This is a genomic window from Vibrio sp. LB10LO1, from assembly GCF_010092875.1.
In the GTDB taxonomy this organism is placed as follows: domain Bacteria; phylum Pseudomonadota; class Gammaproteobacteria; order Enterobacterales; family Vibrionaceae; genus Vibrio; species Vibrio campbellii.
In genome coordinates, this window is the sequence record NZ_JAADJW010000046.1 from 1 (window position 1) to 15549 (window position 15549).

Annotated in this window: 15 protein-coding genes; 14 read left to right on the forward strand and 1 reads right to left on the reverse strand. The window is 48.0% G+C overall.

Translation table 11 applies throughout. The features are described 5' to 3' along the window. Window positions 1-378 precede the first annotated feature (378 nt). The 14 genes from GXP65_RS22460 (at window position 379) to fliJ (ending at window position 15133) form a co-directional block, all read left to right on the forward strand. On the forward strand, window positions 379-1509 hold the full coding sequence (locus GXP65_RS22460) for a flagellin (protein ID WP_005531042.1): 1131 nt from the start codon (window positions 379-381) through the stop codon (window positions 1507-1509). Window positions 1510-1589: 80 nt separating this feature from the next. Continuing rightward, complete coding sequence (gene flaG / locus GXP65_RS22465; RefSeq protein WP_010643439.1) at window positions 1590-2018, forward strand: flagellar protein FlaG; 429 nt, start codon at window positions 1590-1592, stop codon at window positions 2016-2018. Between the two features lie 20 nt (window positions 2019-2038). Beyond that, a complete protein-coding gene (fliD, locus tag GXP65_RS22470; protein ID WP_005433055.1) occupies window positions 2039-4051 on the forward strand; it encodes a flagellar filament capping protein FliD in 2013 nt (670 codons plus the stop codon). After that, the gene (locus tag GXP65_RS22475) at window positions 4052-4357 is read left to right on the forward strand and encodes a flagellar protein FliT (protein ID WP_162093773.1); all 306 of its coding nucleotides are present in this window, start codon (window positions 4052-4054) and stop codon (window positions 4355-4357) included. It abuts the gene before it with no gap. Window positions 4358-4369: 12 nt separating this feature from the next. Further along, entirely contained in the window at window positions 4370-4780 is a 411-nt protein-coding gene (gene fliS / locus GXP65_RS22480) for a flagellar export chaperone FliS (RefSeq protein ID WP_005433081.1), read from the forward strand. Window positions 4781-5065: 285 nt separating this feature from the next. Next, window positions 5066-6532 carry a sigma-54 dependent transcriptional regulator gene (locus tag GXP65_RS22485; RefSeq protein WP_162093774.1) on the forward strand — a complete coding sequence of 489 codons (1467 nt, stop codon included), beginning with the start codon at window positions 5066-5068 and terminating at the stop codon, window positions 6530-6532. A gap of 192 nt (window positions 6533-6724) precedes the next feature. After that, on the forward strand, window positions 6725-7756 hold the full coding sequence (locus tag GXP65_RS22490; protein WP_005433015.1) for an ATP-binding protein: 1032 nt from the start codon (window positions 6725-6727) through the stop codon (window positions 7754-7756). 36 nt (window positions 7757-7792) lie between these two features. Then, complete coding sequence (locus GXP65_RS22495) at window positions 7793-9202, forward strand: sigma-54 dependent transcriptional regulator (RefSeq protein ID WP_162093775.1); 1410 nt, start codon at window positions 7793-7795, stop codon at window positions 9200-9202. 126 nt (window positions 9203-9328) lie between these two features. After that, entirely contained in the window at window positions 9329-9640 is a 312-nt protein-coding gene (fliE, locus tag GXP65_RS22500) for a flagellar hook-basal body complex protein FliE (protein WP_012128639.1), read from the forward strand. 8 nt (window positions 9641-9648) lie between these two features. Further along, on the forward strand, window positions 9649-11397 hold the full coding sequence (gene fliF, locus GXP65_RS22505) for a flagellar basal-body MS-ring/collar protein FliF (RefSeq protein WP_162093782.1): 1749 nt from the start codon (window positions 9649-9651) through the stop codon (window positions 11395-11397). Further along, the gene (fliG, locus tag GXP65_RS22510; protein WP_005433061.1) at window positions 11390-12445 is read left to right on the forward strand and encodes a flagellar motor switch protein FliG; all 1056 of its coding nucleotides are present in this window, start codon (window positions 11390-11392) and stop codon (window positions 12443-12445) included. The genes fliF and fliG overlap by 8 nt, the downstream gene beginning before the upstream one ends. 114 nt (window positions 12446-12559) lie before the next feature. Beyond that, window positions 12560-13360 (forward strand): flagellar assembly protein FliH, encoded by an 801-nt coding sequence (gene fliH / locus GXP65_RS22515; RefSeq protein WP_162093776.1) that lies wholly within the window; start codon window positions 12560-12562, stop codon window positions 13358-13360. Between the two features lie 3 nt (window positions 13361-13363). Continuing rightward, window positions 13364-14683, forward strand: coding sequence for a flagellar protein export ATPase FliI (fliI, locus tag GXP65_RS22520; RefSeq protein WP_005433019.1), 1320 nt, complete (start codon window positions 13364-13366; stop codon window positions 14681-14683). 6 nt (window positions 14684-14689) lie between these two features. Next, complete coding sequence (fliJ, locus tag GXP65_RS22525; protein WP_162093777.1) at window positions 14690-15133, forward strand: flagellar export protein FliJ; 444 nt, start codon at window positions 14690-14692, stop codon at window positions 15131-15133. A gap of 36 nt (window positions 15134-15169) precedes the next feature. Here fliJ and GXP65_RS22530 read toward each other — a convergent pair whose 3' ends face one another. Beyond that, window positions 15170-15484, reverse strand: coding sequence for an NIPSNAP family protein (locus GXP65_RS22530; RefSeq protein ID WP_045369513.1), 315 nt, complete (start codon window positions 15482-15484; stop codon window positions 15170-15172). Window positions 15485-15549 lie beyond the last annotated feature (65 nt).

Below are 15549 nucleotides of genomic sequence, written 5' to 3' on the forward strand. Positions count from 1 at the left end.
CACAAATTCTATCGCAAGCGTCAAGTTCTATCCTTGCGCAAGCGAAACAAGCGCCTAACTCAGCGCTAAGCCTACTAGGTTAATAACCTAAGGCGAGAACCCCATTGGCTCGTGGTGAGAGATGAGCGAGTAAACCCAGCTTCGGCTGGGTTTTTTTATGTCTGTTTTTGAGGTTTGGACAAGCTTGAGTTACTTCTAGTTACAATATTAGAGATGCATCACACTTCAGTAAGCCAAAGAAATTAATCGCAAAAAATTGAAAATTTCTCCTAAAGGATATTTATAGGCCGCCGTTAAAGGGACTGAGAGAAATGAGATGTACCTAAGTGAGGTGAGAGACACGACGGTACATCAACTAAAGCCTTAAGGAGATCAACTATGGCGATTAACGTTAATACTAACGTTTCTGCGATGACCGCACAGCGTTACCTAAACCAAGCGGCTGAAGGTCAACAAAAATCAATGGAGCGTTTGTCTTCGGGTTATAAAATCAATAGCGCGAAAGATGATGCTGCAGGTCTACAGATTTCTAACCGTTTGAATGCACAGAGCCGTGGTCTAGACATGGCTGTGAAAAACGCGAACGACGGTATTTCTATTGCACAGGTTGCTGAAGGTGCAATGAATGAATCTACCAACATCCTACAACGTATGCGTGACCTATCGCTTCAATCTGCGAACGGTTCAAACTCGCGTTCTGAGCGTGTAGCGATTCAAGAAGAAGTAACAGCACTTAACGACGAACTAAACCGTATCGCTGAAACAACTTCATTTGGTGGTAACAAGCTTCTTAACGGTACTTACGGTACTCAATCTTTCCAAATCGGTGCGGACTCTGGTGAAGCAGTAATGCTTTCTATGGGTAACTTACGTTCTGATACTTCTGCAATGGGCGGTAAGAGCTACTCAGCAGAAGATGGCAAAGATGCATCTTGGGCAGTAGGTGATAACACTGAACTTAAGATGACTTACACCAACAAGCAAGGTGAAGAGAAAGAGCTGACTATCAACGCGAAACAAGGCGATGATATCGAGCAGCTAGCAACTTACATCAACGGTCAAAGCGAAGATGTAAAAGCATCTGTTGGTGAAGATGGCAAGCTACAAGTATTCGCTGCTACTCAAAAAGTAACAGGCGATGTAGAGTTCTCTGGCAACCTAGCGGGTGAAATTGGCTTCGGCGATGCAAAAGACGTTACGGTTAAAGACATCGACGTAACCACAGTTGCAGGCTCTCAAGAAGCAGTAGCGATCATTGACGGCGCACTAAAATCAGTAGACAGCCAACGTGCGTCTCTTGGTGCATTCCAAAACCGTTTCAACCACGCTATCAGCAACCTAGACAACATTAACGAGAATGTTAACGCGTCTAACAGCCGTATTAAAGATACTGACTACGCGAAGGAAACGACAGCAATGACTAAGTCGCAAATCCTTCAACAAGCAAGTACTTCAATCCTGGCACAAGCGAAGCAGTCACCATCTGCAGCGCTAAGCTTGTTGGGCTAATTGGGTCGACTCAGCCTAGTGATACCATCACCAACGCGATAGACCTAATCGTTAGCTCATAAGGTGGAAGGGAGATTGTAATGGAAATATCCTCCTACACGTCGAACATCCAGCCTTACGGCACACCGAGTGGCACAAAAGTTGCTAAAGAAAATGGCATAGGCACGCCTAGCACAGCAAGTTCTAACGGCACCGTTCCCGTTGAAAAACCGAACGATGCCGAACGCGAACTCTCTGTTCAAGCTGCGATTGAAATGGCGGAATCTCGCCAAGAGCTGAACAAAGAAGAACGCGAAAAAATGGTCGAGCAAATGAATGAATTTGTGAGCGCCATGAATAAAGGGGTAGCGTTTCGAGTCGATGAAGAATCGGGCCGAGACGTTGTGACGATTTACGAAGCCACAACCGGTGATGTAATTCGTCAGATCCCTGATGAAGAAATGCTCGTGGTATTGCGTCGCCTAGCTGAGCACACAGCTAACCGCGGTTTGTTAGTTGAAAAGGTGTAAGTCGTTTTTGAGGTGATTTGATGAGTTTAGGCCCTTTGGGGATGTCTGGCGGCATGGATATCAATTCCATGGTCAGCAAAATTGTAGATGCCGAGCGTGTGCCAAAGCAGCAACGCATCGACAACGAGCGCGCGACAATTGACGCCAGCATCAGTGCCTATGGGCGACTCAGAGAATCGTTGGATACGATGAAGAATCTCATGACGAACTTTCGTCAGGAGAAGGCGTTTGCCGTTCGTTCTGTAGAGACAACGGACGACGCAGTCGTATCCGCGACCGCAACAACAGACGCTATAGCCGGTAAGTATGCTATCGATGTGTTGCAGCTTGCACAGAGCCATAAAGTGGCTTCTGACGTTTTGCCAGAAGACGCCAAGTTTGGCGCTGGTAAGCTGCAGATTTCTCTTGGTGATGACACCTTCGACGTTAATGTCCGTTCTAGCTCTAAGCTAGTTGATGTCGTTCGTGGAATTAACGGCGCTAAGGATAACCCTGGCGTACGTGCTTCCGTTATTAACGACGTAGAAGGGCCGCGTTTGATCCTTGCTTCGAACCTTTCGGGCAAGGACCATCAAATCAAAGTCAGTGTGGATGCCGAAGCTGGCAACCCTCTGAAACATTTCGAATACAAAACTCTGGAAGACCGAGTGAACGCGCTTGAAGAAGCTCGTGAAGCGGCAGAAGCCGTACTTGGCCCCCTTAAAGAACCAGAGTCAAACACCGATGCAGACCAACCTGAACAGGTGGATGCAGACGGCAATCCTATACCTCCTGAAGAACAAAAAGCGGCAGAGAATGCGCAAGATGGCGCAACGGACGAACCGATCTCTGCAGCGGGTGCTGCTGCGGCGAAGGCAGGGCAAGAAGCAATTGATGCTGCCAATAAACGAGCGGGTATGCGTCCGCAAGACAGCATCCCCGGTTGGACAGAAACCGCTTCAGGCACACTCCTAGATTCTTACCGTCCGCCAGAATTAGAGCTGGATGAAGAAGCGATCGCGAAAGCACCAGACGTTCCGGGCTGGAACAATGCAGCCTCAGGTACGCTGACTGACTCTTACGTCACAACCAAAGAAGCTAAACAACAGCTCGAACAAGAGAAAGCGGAAATTGAGCAAAAGATTGCCGATGAAAAGCAAGAGCTTGACCAAAAGGTGGCTCGTGGTGAACTGACGGAAGAACAAGCGAAGCAAATCCATCGCGCTAAACTAGAGCCAGAAGAGCGTGAGCGTCTTGAGAAAATCGACGTTGCAGAGGCTAAGATCGCAGAAGCACAAAAAGCCTTTGAAGTTTATTCAGGCATGACAGAAGTGCAAGCCGGTCAGGATTCACAAGTGATGCTTGATGGTGTTGCACAGCTTTCGAGCCACAACAACGTGATTGAAGACGCCATTGAGGGGGTGAACCTGACGCTGAAGGGCAAATCGGAACTGGGTAAGCCCCCGGCTGAGATTGGCGTTGAGTATGATCGCCAGAGTGTACGGTCAGATATTGAAAACTTCGTTTCCGCGTACAACTCGTTCTATCAAACCTCTAAAGCACTTGCCAGTGTCGACCCGACGACAGGCCAGAAAGGACCGTTAGCGGGTGACAGTACGGTACGTAACGCTGATGCACGTTTGAAATCGGTCTTTTCAACCTCGATAGAGAAAGCACCGGAAGATCTGAAATCCTTGACTGAGTTCGGTATCACCACTACACGTCAAGGTACGTTAGAAATCAACTATGACATGTTGGATCGCCAATTGAACAACAACTTTAACGAGTTGGAGAAGTTCTTTGGCGGTAACACAGGTTTTGCAAAACGCGTTGAAGACGCAATCCAAGGCATTACCGGTTTTACGGGTAGCATCCGTACGCGAGAGAAGAGCCTAACTGAACAAAACTACCGCCTTGGAGACGACCAAGCGGCATTAGATCGCCGCATGGACAGTTTAGAGAAGCGTACTCACGCTAAGTTCGCCGCGATGCAAGATGCAACGGGTAAGATGCAGGGCCAACTCGGGGCGCTGATGAACGCGTTGGGCCAATAGATGAAAGATGCACTCATAGAAATTAGTGATATTGATCAACTAATTACACAAGAGCTGGAAAAAGTCGACTTTAATACTGAAGAAATCCTTCACTTGGTCGATATCAGGGAACGGTTATCGCAAAACCTGCTGTCCATTGTTGAGAACAATCCATTGGTGAAGCAGGAAGCAGAGTGGCAAGACTTGCTCACTCGTACCAAAAGTATTGTTGAGCTGATGCAAAACGAAACCACTAACGTCGGTAAAGAGCTTCACAAGTTCCGTTATGGTCAACGTTCGCTTCAGCAGTACAAAAAATTTATATAAAAGAGGAATACTATGCGCGGTTCTTTGCAAGCATACAAAAAGGTATCAGTCGACAGCCAGCTGAGTGCGGCGTCTCCGCACAAAGTCATTCAAATGCTAATGGCAGGTGCAATTGAGCGTCTGATCCAAGGTAAAGCAGCAATGCAAGCAGGCAACATTCCTGCAAAAGGCGAACGCTTGGGTAAGGCGCTGGACATCATCATCGCACTGCGTAGCTGTCTATCTATGGAAGATGGTGGTGACATTGCTTCAAACTTAGATTCACTTTACGAATTTATGATCACTCAGATCTCGGCTGCGAACCACCAGAATGATCCTCAACCCATTGATGATGTTATTGATATTATTCGCGAAATCAAATCGGCTTGGGACCAGATTCCTACTGAGTTCCACAACCTAACGGCAGCAGAAGTCGGCATTTAATCGATAAAACAATACCTTACTTAATGAGTAGGGTATTGTGCCAAATTGCATAGAAATGAGTTAGATAAAGTTACAATAGAGCTCACACCTCTTTATTGCTTGGTTGCCTTATTTTTTTATTCAAATAAAATAGAAGTCATTAGTGGCCCTAATGGCTTTTTTTTGTTGCTGATTTTCCTATTTTGTCTATCGCTAATTGAGAGTGGTCCCCCCTTTCTAACACTCAATTGCGCAAATCAAGGTTTGGCCGCAACAACCCCATAATAAAGGCAATCATTCTTACTTATGCAAGGTTTGGCAAAGCTGCTTGTAATCGATGACGATGCACCAAGTCGTTTGAATATAAGCAATATATTGGAATTTGTTGGAGAAAGTTGCGAAGCGGTCAGTTCTGATCAGCTAGGCGATGTTGACTGGTCAGCCGTTTGGTCAGGCTGCATTGTCGGTAACATCTCTGCGGGTCATTCTGCGACGGCGGTGATGGCTCACCTCAACGAAGCGTACCATATCCCACTTCTCGTCATGGGCTCTTTCCCATTGCCCGTTGATGATTTGCCAAACTTTGTCGGTGAATTAGAGCAACCGCTCAACTACCCGCAACTTAGCGAAGCGTTACGTCATTGCAAAGACTTCCTTGGTCGTAAAGGCGTAAACGTGGTAGCAAGCGCACGCAAAAACACGCTTTTCCGTAGCCTTGTCGGCCAAAGCCGAGGCATTCAAGAAGTTCGTCATTTGATCGAACAAGTATCAGGTACTGAAGCAAACGTACTGATCTTGGGTGAATCTGGTACAGGTAAAGAAGTGGTAGCACGAAACATTCATTACCATTCTGCTTACCGCAATGGCCCGTTTGTGCCTATCAACTGTGGCGCAATTCCCCCAGAGCTATTAGAAAGTGAACTGTTTGGTCACGAAAAAGGCGCATTTACTGGTGCTTTAACAGCGCGTAAAGGCCGTTTTGAACTGGCTGAGGGGGGCACTATCTTCCTTGATGAAATTGGTGATATGCCGATGTCGATGCAAGTGAAGTTATTGCGTGTACTGCAAGAGCGTTGCTTCGAGCGTGTTGGTGGTAATACGACGATCAAGGTGAATGTTCGGGTGGTAGCAGCAACACACCGAAACCTAGAAGGGATGATCGACGACGGCACATTCCGTGAAGATCTTTTCTACCGTTTGAATGTCTTCCCAATTGAAATGCCAGCGCTAAAAGCGCGTAAGCAAGATATCCCATTGTTGCTACAAGAGCTGATGACTCGCCTTGAAGCGGAAGGTGGACAGCCAATCTGCTTTACGCCTCGTGCCATCAATTCATTGATGGAGCATAACTGGCCGGGTAACGTCCGCGAGCTTGCTAACCTTGTTGAGCGTATGGTGATCCTGTACCCAAATAGCCTAGTGGACGTGAATCACTTACCAACCAAATACCGTTACAGCGATATCCCAGAATTCCAACCAGAAGGTAACCCATTTACCTCAGTGGAAGAGCAAGAACGGGATGTGTTCCAAGATATCTTCTCTGAGAGCTTCAGCTTTGATGAGCAGAACGATCTGGACCACAACATGAATGCACCTCAAGGATTACCACCAGAAGGGGTGAACTTGAAAGAGCTGCTTGCGGATATGGAAGTCAACATGATCAGCCAAGCGCTTGAAGCACAAGGTGGTGTGGTAGCAAGAGCTGCAGATATGCTAGGGATGCGACGCACAACACTGGTTGAGAAAATGCGTAAGTACAACCTTCAACGCTAGGGTCATCCTGGCGTTAAAGCGGTTGAATCTCAGGCAGGTTGTGATCTTTTCTGACAATAAAACCGCACATTTCTTAGTGTCAACTTCTTGTCGATGACATAACGCTATGATAAATATAGAAAACAGCTTGGTATGCTAATTGCTTACCAAGCTGTTTTAGTATTTAAATGGCGATATTTCGACAGGCAGTGAATGGACAATAACACCAACCAATCCCATTTAGACTCAGTAGAGAATCAAGTAGAGCGTTATAAGCAGGTTTTGGACGTGATGCCCGCTGGTGTGATCTTACTAGATACGCACGGCGTCGTGCGTGAAGCCAACCCAGAGGCGCACCGCATTCTTGAAATTCCACTGGTCGACGAGAAATGGTTCAACATCATCCAAGCGGTGTTTGATCCGCGCGAAGATGATGGTCATGAAGTCTCACTGCGCAATGGTCGTAAGGTTCGTTTGGCGATCTCGGCATCGGCGACTGGCCAACTCATTTTGATCACCGATCTAACGGAAACGCGTTTGCTGCAATCTCGCGTGAGTGACTTACAACGTTTGTCATCGTTAGGTCGTATGGTGGCGTCTTTGGCACACCAAGTCAGAACACCATTATCGAGCGCCATGTTGTATGCATCTAATTTAGCAGCGCCAAATCTCCCTCCGGCGACAAAAGATAGATTTCAAAGCAAATTAATGGATCGACTGCACGATTTGGAAAAGCAGGTTAATGATATGCTGCTTTTTGCTAAAGGTGGTGATAATAAAGTCATTAAGCCTTTTAACATTTCTCAGTTGGTTGCTGAATATCAGCCAATGGTGGAAACCGCGCTGAAGAACAACAACATTGACTACTTCCTAGAAGTGGAAGAAGAACACACTGAGCTGTTAGGCAACGCTAACGCCATTGCTTCAGCACTGAGTAACTTAGTGATGAACGCGATTCAGATGTCTGGAAAGGAATCGCAGATAGATGTCTTTTTCCGCCCAGTGAACGGTGAATTGCGCATTTCTGTGCAAGACAGCGGTCCGGGTGTACCAAAAGAACTGCAAGCAAAAATTATGGAGCCATTCTTCACCACGCGTTCTCAAGGAACCGGGTTAGGGCTCGCTGTGGTTCAAATGGTTTGCCGTGCCCATGACGGCCGATTGGAACTTATTTCAGAGCAGGGTGATGGAGCCTGCTTTACCATGTGCATTCCGCTAGAGCGAGTGCAAGCAGAAGCGCAGTAAGCGGCTTTTGTCGATAACAATTACTGGAGAATCATAATGGCGCAAAGCAAAGTGCTGATCGTAGAAGACGATGAAGGTCTTCGTGAAGCCCTAGTGGATACTCTGGCTCTGGCAGGGTACGAGTGGTTAGAAGCCGATTGTGCGGAAGACGCGTTGGTTAAGCTGAAGTCGAACGCGGTAGACATTGTGGTTTCTGACGTGCAAATGGCAGGCATGGGCGGTTTGGCTCTGCTACGTAATATCAAACAGAATTGGCCAAACATGCCAGTTCTTCTTATGACGGCTTACGCAAACATTGAAGACGCAGTGTCGGCAATGAAAGAAGGTGCGATTGATTACATGGCGAAGCCATTTGCACCAGAAGTTTTGCTCAACATGGTGAGCCGTTACGCACCAATCAAAAGTGATGACAATGGTGATGCAGTCGTAGCAGACGAGAAGAGTCTGCGTCTATTGGCTTTAGCTGACAAAGTGGCGCGCACCGATGCTAACGTGATGATCTTGGGCCCAAGCGGCTCGGGTAAAGAAGTCATGTCTCGCTACATTCACAACGCTTCAAACCGTAAAGACGGCCCTTTTGTTGCGATCAACTGTGCAGCGATTCCAGACAACATGCTGGAAGCGACACTATTTGGTTACGAGAAAGGTGCATTTACTGGCGCGGTACAAGCGTGTCCGGGTAAATTCGAACAAGCCCAGGGCGGTACTATCTTGCTGGATGAAATCAGTGAGATGGACCTAAACCTACAAGCGAAACTGCTGCGCGTTCTTCAAGAGCGTGAAGTGGAGCGTTTGGGCAGTCGTAAGAGCATCAAACTGGATGTTCGTGTATTGGCAACCAGTAACCGTGACCTTAAGCAGTATGTGTCGGAAGGCAACTTCCGTGAAGATTTGTACTACCGCTTGAATGTTTTCCCAATCTCATGGCCTGCACTGTGTGAACGTAAAGGTGACATCTCGCCATTGGCTCAGCACTTAGCAGAACGTCATTGCAGCAAGATGGGCATGCCTGTGCCGAAGTTCTCTCAAGTCGCGTTAGATAAGCTGCTTCAATACCCTTGGCCGGGTAACGTTCGTGAGCTGGATAACGTGGTTCAACGTGCTCTGATTTTGAGCGAAAACGGTGACATTGATGCAGAACACATTTTGCTGGAAGGTGTAGATTGGCAAGATGCGAGCAGCCTGCAATCTGTGGTTCAAAACGCTGAGGTCTTGGTGCCCGACGTTAAACCTGTAGCACAAGTTGAATCAATCAACCGTGTTGTCGCTGGTGGCGAAGGTCTCGGCGGTGAACTGCGCGATCAAGAATACGCGATCATTTTGGAAACCTTGACAGAGTGTAACGGTCGCCGTAAAGAAATGGCAGAGAAACTGGGCATCAGTCCGCGTACTTTGCGCTACAAACTCGCCAAAATGCGTGACGCTGGTATCGATATTCCGGCTTAGTCTCCACATCAATAGCCATAGGACAAAAGTGTGGGTACACTACGGCACTATTGTCTTATGGCACATTAATTGCTGTGTCAATAATCAGTTTTAGTTAATAGTCAAACTTTTGGCTTAGAGGTGACAATGAAAGTTGATGGTATTCAAGCAGAAATGCGCGCCATGATGGTAGAAGCGACCAACACCGCGCCTACCGCAACGGGTGCGAAAGTTGGGGCAGATTTTGGCGATCTCCTAACAAAAGCCATCAATAACGTAAACTCACTTCAAAAAGCATCGGGTGATCTGCAAACGCGTTTCGACCGTGGTGATGCCGATGTTTCCCTTTCTGACGTTATGATTGCTCGTAACAAGTCCAGTGTTGCCTTCGACGCCACTGTTCAAATCCGTAATAAGCTCGTTGAGTCCTACAAGGATCTCATGAACATGCCAGTGTAATTTAGGTAATAAGTGTGGCAGAAAAGTCTACAGATTTAACCGTCACTGATGGCGGCGCTGATGGTGCACTGATTGCTGGCTCAGATCTGGATGTGGAAAGCCAAAACCCAGATCTTGAAGAGCGCAGTGCGTCAAAATTCGATATGGCAGTGGGCGACCTCGATTTACTTCGTCAGGTTGTATTAGTGCTGTCTATCTCTATCTGTGTTGCGTTGATCGTGATGCTGTTCTTCTGGGTGAAAGAGCCGGAAATGCGCCCACTTGGTGCATACGAAACGGAAGAACTGATCCCAGTGCTGGATTACCTCGACCAGCAAAAAATCAATTACAAACTAGATGGCAATACCATTTCGGTTGAATCGAGTGATTACAACTCGATTAAGCTAGGCATGGTGCGTGCAGGTGTCAACCAAGCAACAGCAGCGGGCGATGACATTCTGCTGCAAGACATGGGCTTCGGTGTATCACAGCGCTTGGAACAAGAGCGTTTGAAGCTCAGCCGTGAGCGCCAACTTGCGCAAGCCATCGAAGAGATGAAGCAGGTGCGTAAAGCGCGTGTTCTTCTCGCTCTACCAAAACACAGCGTGTTTGTTCGTCACAACCAAGAAGCGTCTGCTTCGGTATTTTTGACGCTCTCTACAGGCGCAAACCTCAAACAACAAGAAGTGGATTCTATCGTTGATATGGTGGCGAGTGCTGTTCCGGGAATGAAGACTTCTCGTATTACGGTAACCGATCAACACGGTCGTCTACTGAGCTCAGGTTCCCAAGACCCAGCATCTGCTGCACGTCGTAAAGAGCAAGAGCTAGAACGCAGCCAAGAGCAAGCGCTGCGCGAAAAGATTGATTCAGTACTTCTGCCTATTCTAGGTTTTGGTAACTACACCGCTCAGGTAGATATCCAGATGGATTTCAGCACCGTCGAGCAAACTCGTAAAAACTTCGATCCGAATACGCCGTCTACGCGCAGTGAATATGCGCTGGAAGATTACAACAACGGCAACATGGTTGCGGGCATTCCAGGTGCATTGAGTAACCAACCGCCAGCGGATGCGTCTATTCCGCAGGACGTGGCGCAGATGAAAGACGGCACATTGACTGGTCAAGGCTCAGTACGTAAAGAATCGACGCGTAACTTCGAGCTTGATACCACCATCAGTCATGAACGCAAGCAAACCGGCACGTTGGCTCGTCAGACCGTTTCGGTAGCGATCAAAGACCGTCGCACCGTAAACCCAGATACGGGTGAGGTGACGTACATGCCGCTTTCAGAATCTGAAATCAACGCGATTCGCCAAGTGCTGATCGGTACCGTTGGCTTTGATGAGAACCGCGGTGACTTACTCAATGTACTGAGTGTGAAGTTTGCTGAGCCAGAGCTTGAGCAAATGGTTGATCCACCTATTTGGGAACATCCAAACTTCAACGATTGGGTTCGTTGGTTTGCAAGTGCGCTAGTGATCATCGTGGTTATCTTGGTTCTGGTTCGCCCTGCAATGAAGAAATTGCTCAACCCAGCAAGTGGCGACGAAGACGAAATGTACGGACCAGATGGCTTGCCAATTGGTGCGGATGGCGAAACCAGCCTGATTGGTAGCGACATCGAAAGCGGTGAACTGTTTGAGTTTGGTTCAAGCATTGATCTGCCTAACCTTCACAAAGATGAAGATGTACTCAAAGCAGTACGTGCTCTGGTGGCAAACGAGCCAGAGCTTGCTGCTCAAGTTGTGAAAAACTGGATGAACGAAAATGGCTAACGATATCGTACCTCAAGATGAAAACGGCGCAGGTTTGCCAGCGGAGTTTGATGTCTCTAGCATGACAGGCGAAGAGAAAGCGGCGATTTTGCTGCTGAGCCTGAACGAAAACGACGCGGCGGGCATCATCCGTCACCTAGAACCAAAACAGGTTCAGCGTGTGGGTAGCGCAATGGCGCGAGCGAAAGACCTAAGCCAAGACAAAGTGTCTGGTGTGCATCGCGCGTTTCTAGAAGACATCCAGAAATACACCAACATCGGTATGGGCAGCGAAGACTTTATGCGTAATGCGCTGGTGGCTGCTCTGGGTGAAGACAAAGCAAACAACTTGGTTGACCAAATCCTATTGGGTACTGGCTCGAAAGGTCTGGATTCACTTAAGTGGATGGATCCTCGCCAAGTGGCAAGCATCATTGTCAACGAACACCCGCAAATCCAAACTATCGTACTTTCGTACTTGGAAGCGGACCAATCGGCAGAGATCCTTTCTCAGTTCCCAGAGCGTGTGCGTTTGGATCTGATGATGCGTATCGCCAACCTAGAAGAAGTTCAGCCATCAGCACTGGCAGAGCTGAACGAAATCATGGAGAAGCAGTTCGCGGGTCAAGCGGGTGCACAAGCGGCGAAGATTGGCGGCCTGAAGGCAGCAGCAGAAATCATGAACTACCTAGACAACAACGTCGAAGGTATCTTGATGGAGCAAATCCGCGACCAAGACGAAGATATGGCGACCCAAATCCAAGATCTCATGTTCGTATTCGAGAACTTGGTGGAAGTGGACGACCAAGGTATTCAGAAATTGCTGCGTGACGTTCCTCAAGACGTTCTGCAACGTGCACTTAAAGGTGCCGATGACTCTCTACGTGAGAAAGTGTTCAAGAACATGTCAAAACGTGCAGCTGAGATGATGCGCGACGATATCGAAGCAATGCCTCCGGTTCGCGTAGCAGACGTAGAAGCGGCGCAGAAAGAAATCTTGGCGATTGCTCGTCGTATGGCAGACGCCGGCGAAATCATGCTGTCTGGCGGCGCAGACGAGTTCTTATAATCCTTTCTTGTTCCTCCTGCTCAGGCGGGAGGAACGCACTTCTGTAGTAATGCACTTTTTCAAAGCACTTTATTTTCAAAATCAATTTCAACATAGACAGATTGTAGGTTAAGCATGGCTGGCGATAGAAAACGTGGATTTATCCGTCCTGATGAAGACGATGCGATGATCGAACCGCAGCGCTGGGGGTTGCCTGATTACGGTGAGCCGAAAGCAAAGCAAGCCAAACAAACTGCGTTTAACTACGATCCAGGTTGGGTACCAACCTTTGACGAACCAGAAGAAGAGCAAGTTCTTGAGCTGACAGAAGAACAGATTGAGTTGATCAAGCAAGGCGCTTATCAAGAGGGCCTGTATCAAGGTCAAGAAGCGGGCTTCAAGCAAGGTTACGACAAAGGCAAAGAAGAAGGCATTCAAGCCGGTCATGCAGAAGGTCTCGAACTCGGAAAAGCGGAAGGTGTTACCGCTGGGCAAGAGTACATTCAGCAGCAGGTGGAAACCTTTATGAACTTGGCCAACCAGTTTGCTCAACCTTTGGAGCTGATGAACGCTCAGGTTGAAAAGCAGCTGGTGGATATGGTGCTGTGCCTAGTCAAAGAAGTTGTGCATGTGGAAGTGCAAACCAATCCTCAAATTATTCTCGATACGGTGAAGCAGTCTGTAGAAGCGCTGCCTATTTCTGGTCATCCAATCACCTTGCACTTGAACCCTGACGATGTGGCGATTATTCGCTCGGCATACGGCGAAGAAGAGCTTGATTGCCGTAATTGGACTTTGGTGGCGGAGCCTTCATTGAACCGTGGTGATGTACAAATTGCTGCTGGTGAATCGAGCATCAATTACCGCATGGAAGAACGCGTAAAAAGCGTATTGAACAGCTTTTGTGGCGCAAACCGCCATCAAGGGGGCGAATAATCCATGCAAGCCTTGGCCGACCGTTTAAAAAACTACAAAGTTGAAGGCTTAACTACGCGTCCGGTTGCTTCAGGCAAGCTTGTGCGTGTTGTTGGCTTAACCTTGGAAGCGACAGGTTGTCGTGCTCCGATTGGCAGTTTGTGTTTGGTCGAAACCATGTCCGGTCATATGGAAGCGGAAGTGGTGGGCTTTTCTGGTGATAACCTTTTCTTAATGCCGAGTGAGCAGATCACGGGCATCTTACCGGGCGCGAAAGTGACGCCGTTAACCAGTGAAGCGGGTTTGCCCGTTGGTATGGAGCTACTTGGGCGTGTGATTGACGGTGTGGGTAACCCACTGGATGGACTCGGCCCGCTTTATACCGATCACCGCGCTTCGTTCAATGCTGAGCCAATTAACCCATTAGCGCGTAAGCCTATTTCTGAGCCACTTGATGTGGGTTTAAAAGCTATCAACGGCTTGTTAACGGTGGGTAAAGGTCAACGTATCGGTCTGTTTGCCGGTTCTGGTGTGGGTAAATCGGTCACTCTTGGCATGATGACGCGAGGCACGACAGCACAAGTCGTTGTCGTTGGTCTGATTGGTGAGCGTGGACGCGAAGTAAAAGAATTCATCGAAGAAATTTTGGGTGAAGACGGACGCCGCCGTTCTGTGGTGGTGGCTGCACCTGCCGATGCTTCACCTTTGATGCGCTTAAAGGGCTGTCAAACTGCACTGACGATTGCGGAATACTTCCGTGACCAAGGACTAGATGTTCTTCTACTAATGGACTCTCTGACGCGTTTTGCTCAAGCGCAGCGTGAGATTGCATTGTCTGTGGGTGAACCGCCTGCAACCAAAGGTTATCCGCCTTCGGTATTTGCTAAACTGCCAGCGTTGGTAGAGCGAGCGGGTAACGGTGGCGATGATCAAGGTTCGATCACTGCGTTCTTTACCGTTCTGACCGAAGGTGACGATCTGCAAGATCCGATCGCCGATGCATCACGTGCGATCCTTGATGGTCACATTGTCTTGTCTCGTGAAATGGCGGATGCAGGTCACTACCCAGCCATAGATGTCGAGAAATCGGTGAGCCGTGTTATGCCGCAAATCACCACAGAAGAGCACGTGTTGATGTCGAAAGCGGTGCGTCAGGTGTTGTCGATTTGCCGCAAGAACCAAGATTTGGTGTCGATTGGCGCTTATAAACCGGGGACTGACCCTGCTATCGATGGCGCATTTACCCTCAAGCCAAAACTGGACGAATACTTGCAGCAGCGCATGAAAGAGTCTGTGCCTTATGACATGTGCGTCAACATGTTGAAGAGCATCTTGGGTGGGTAATAGCGTATGAATAACGCGATGGAATTCCTACTTGAGCAGGCAAAAGAACGCGAAGACCAAGCGGTGTTGGCGCTCAACAAAGCACGCTCAGAGCTAGATGATTACTACCGCCAAGTCGAGCAAATTGAAAAATACCGCTTAGATTACTGCCAGCAGTTGGTAGACCGTGGTATGGCGGGACTCACCGCAAGCCAATACGGCCACTTAAACCGCTTCTTAACCCAGCTCGATGAAACGCTTTCCAAGCAAAAACAGGCAGAAAACCACTTTAAAGAGCAGGTGGTGAACTGCCAAGATTACTGGTTAAACATGCGCAAAGAACGGATGTCTTACGAGTGGATGATTGAAAAGCGCGAGCAAGAAAAGCAAATGGCGGAAGCTAAGCGTGAACAAAAACAAATGGATGAGTTTTCTACCTTGCTTTACAGCCGAAAACCGCAACGTTTCTAAACGTTTCTCATCGGTATATTGCGTTAGTGCCGCTGGTTACATCTCTACTGATTCAAGCAAGGTTACTTTGACGGAGTCTTGCTCTATCAACTCAAACACTTTTGGTCGAATCTCGCTAATCCACCACTCATTGTAAGTCTCTGCGTATATCGTTTGTCGCGCTTGTTCACTGTCGAACTCACGTAACCAGACAAAGTAATCATGCCCATCTTCACCCGTGTGAACATAGGTATTTAAGACACGCATGCCTTTGGAGCGTTGGTACGGAAGCAACTCGTCTTTCATCCACGTTAACCATTGCTCTGTTTTGCCAGTCTTAATTTTATATTGGCGGAGTTCTGTGACTTTCAAAGCGATTCCTTATTGATTGAGCAAGGTTTCTGTTTACTCTCTAACGAACCGCCAGTCAAATTGCA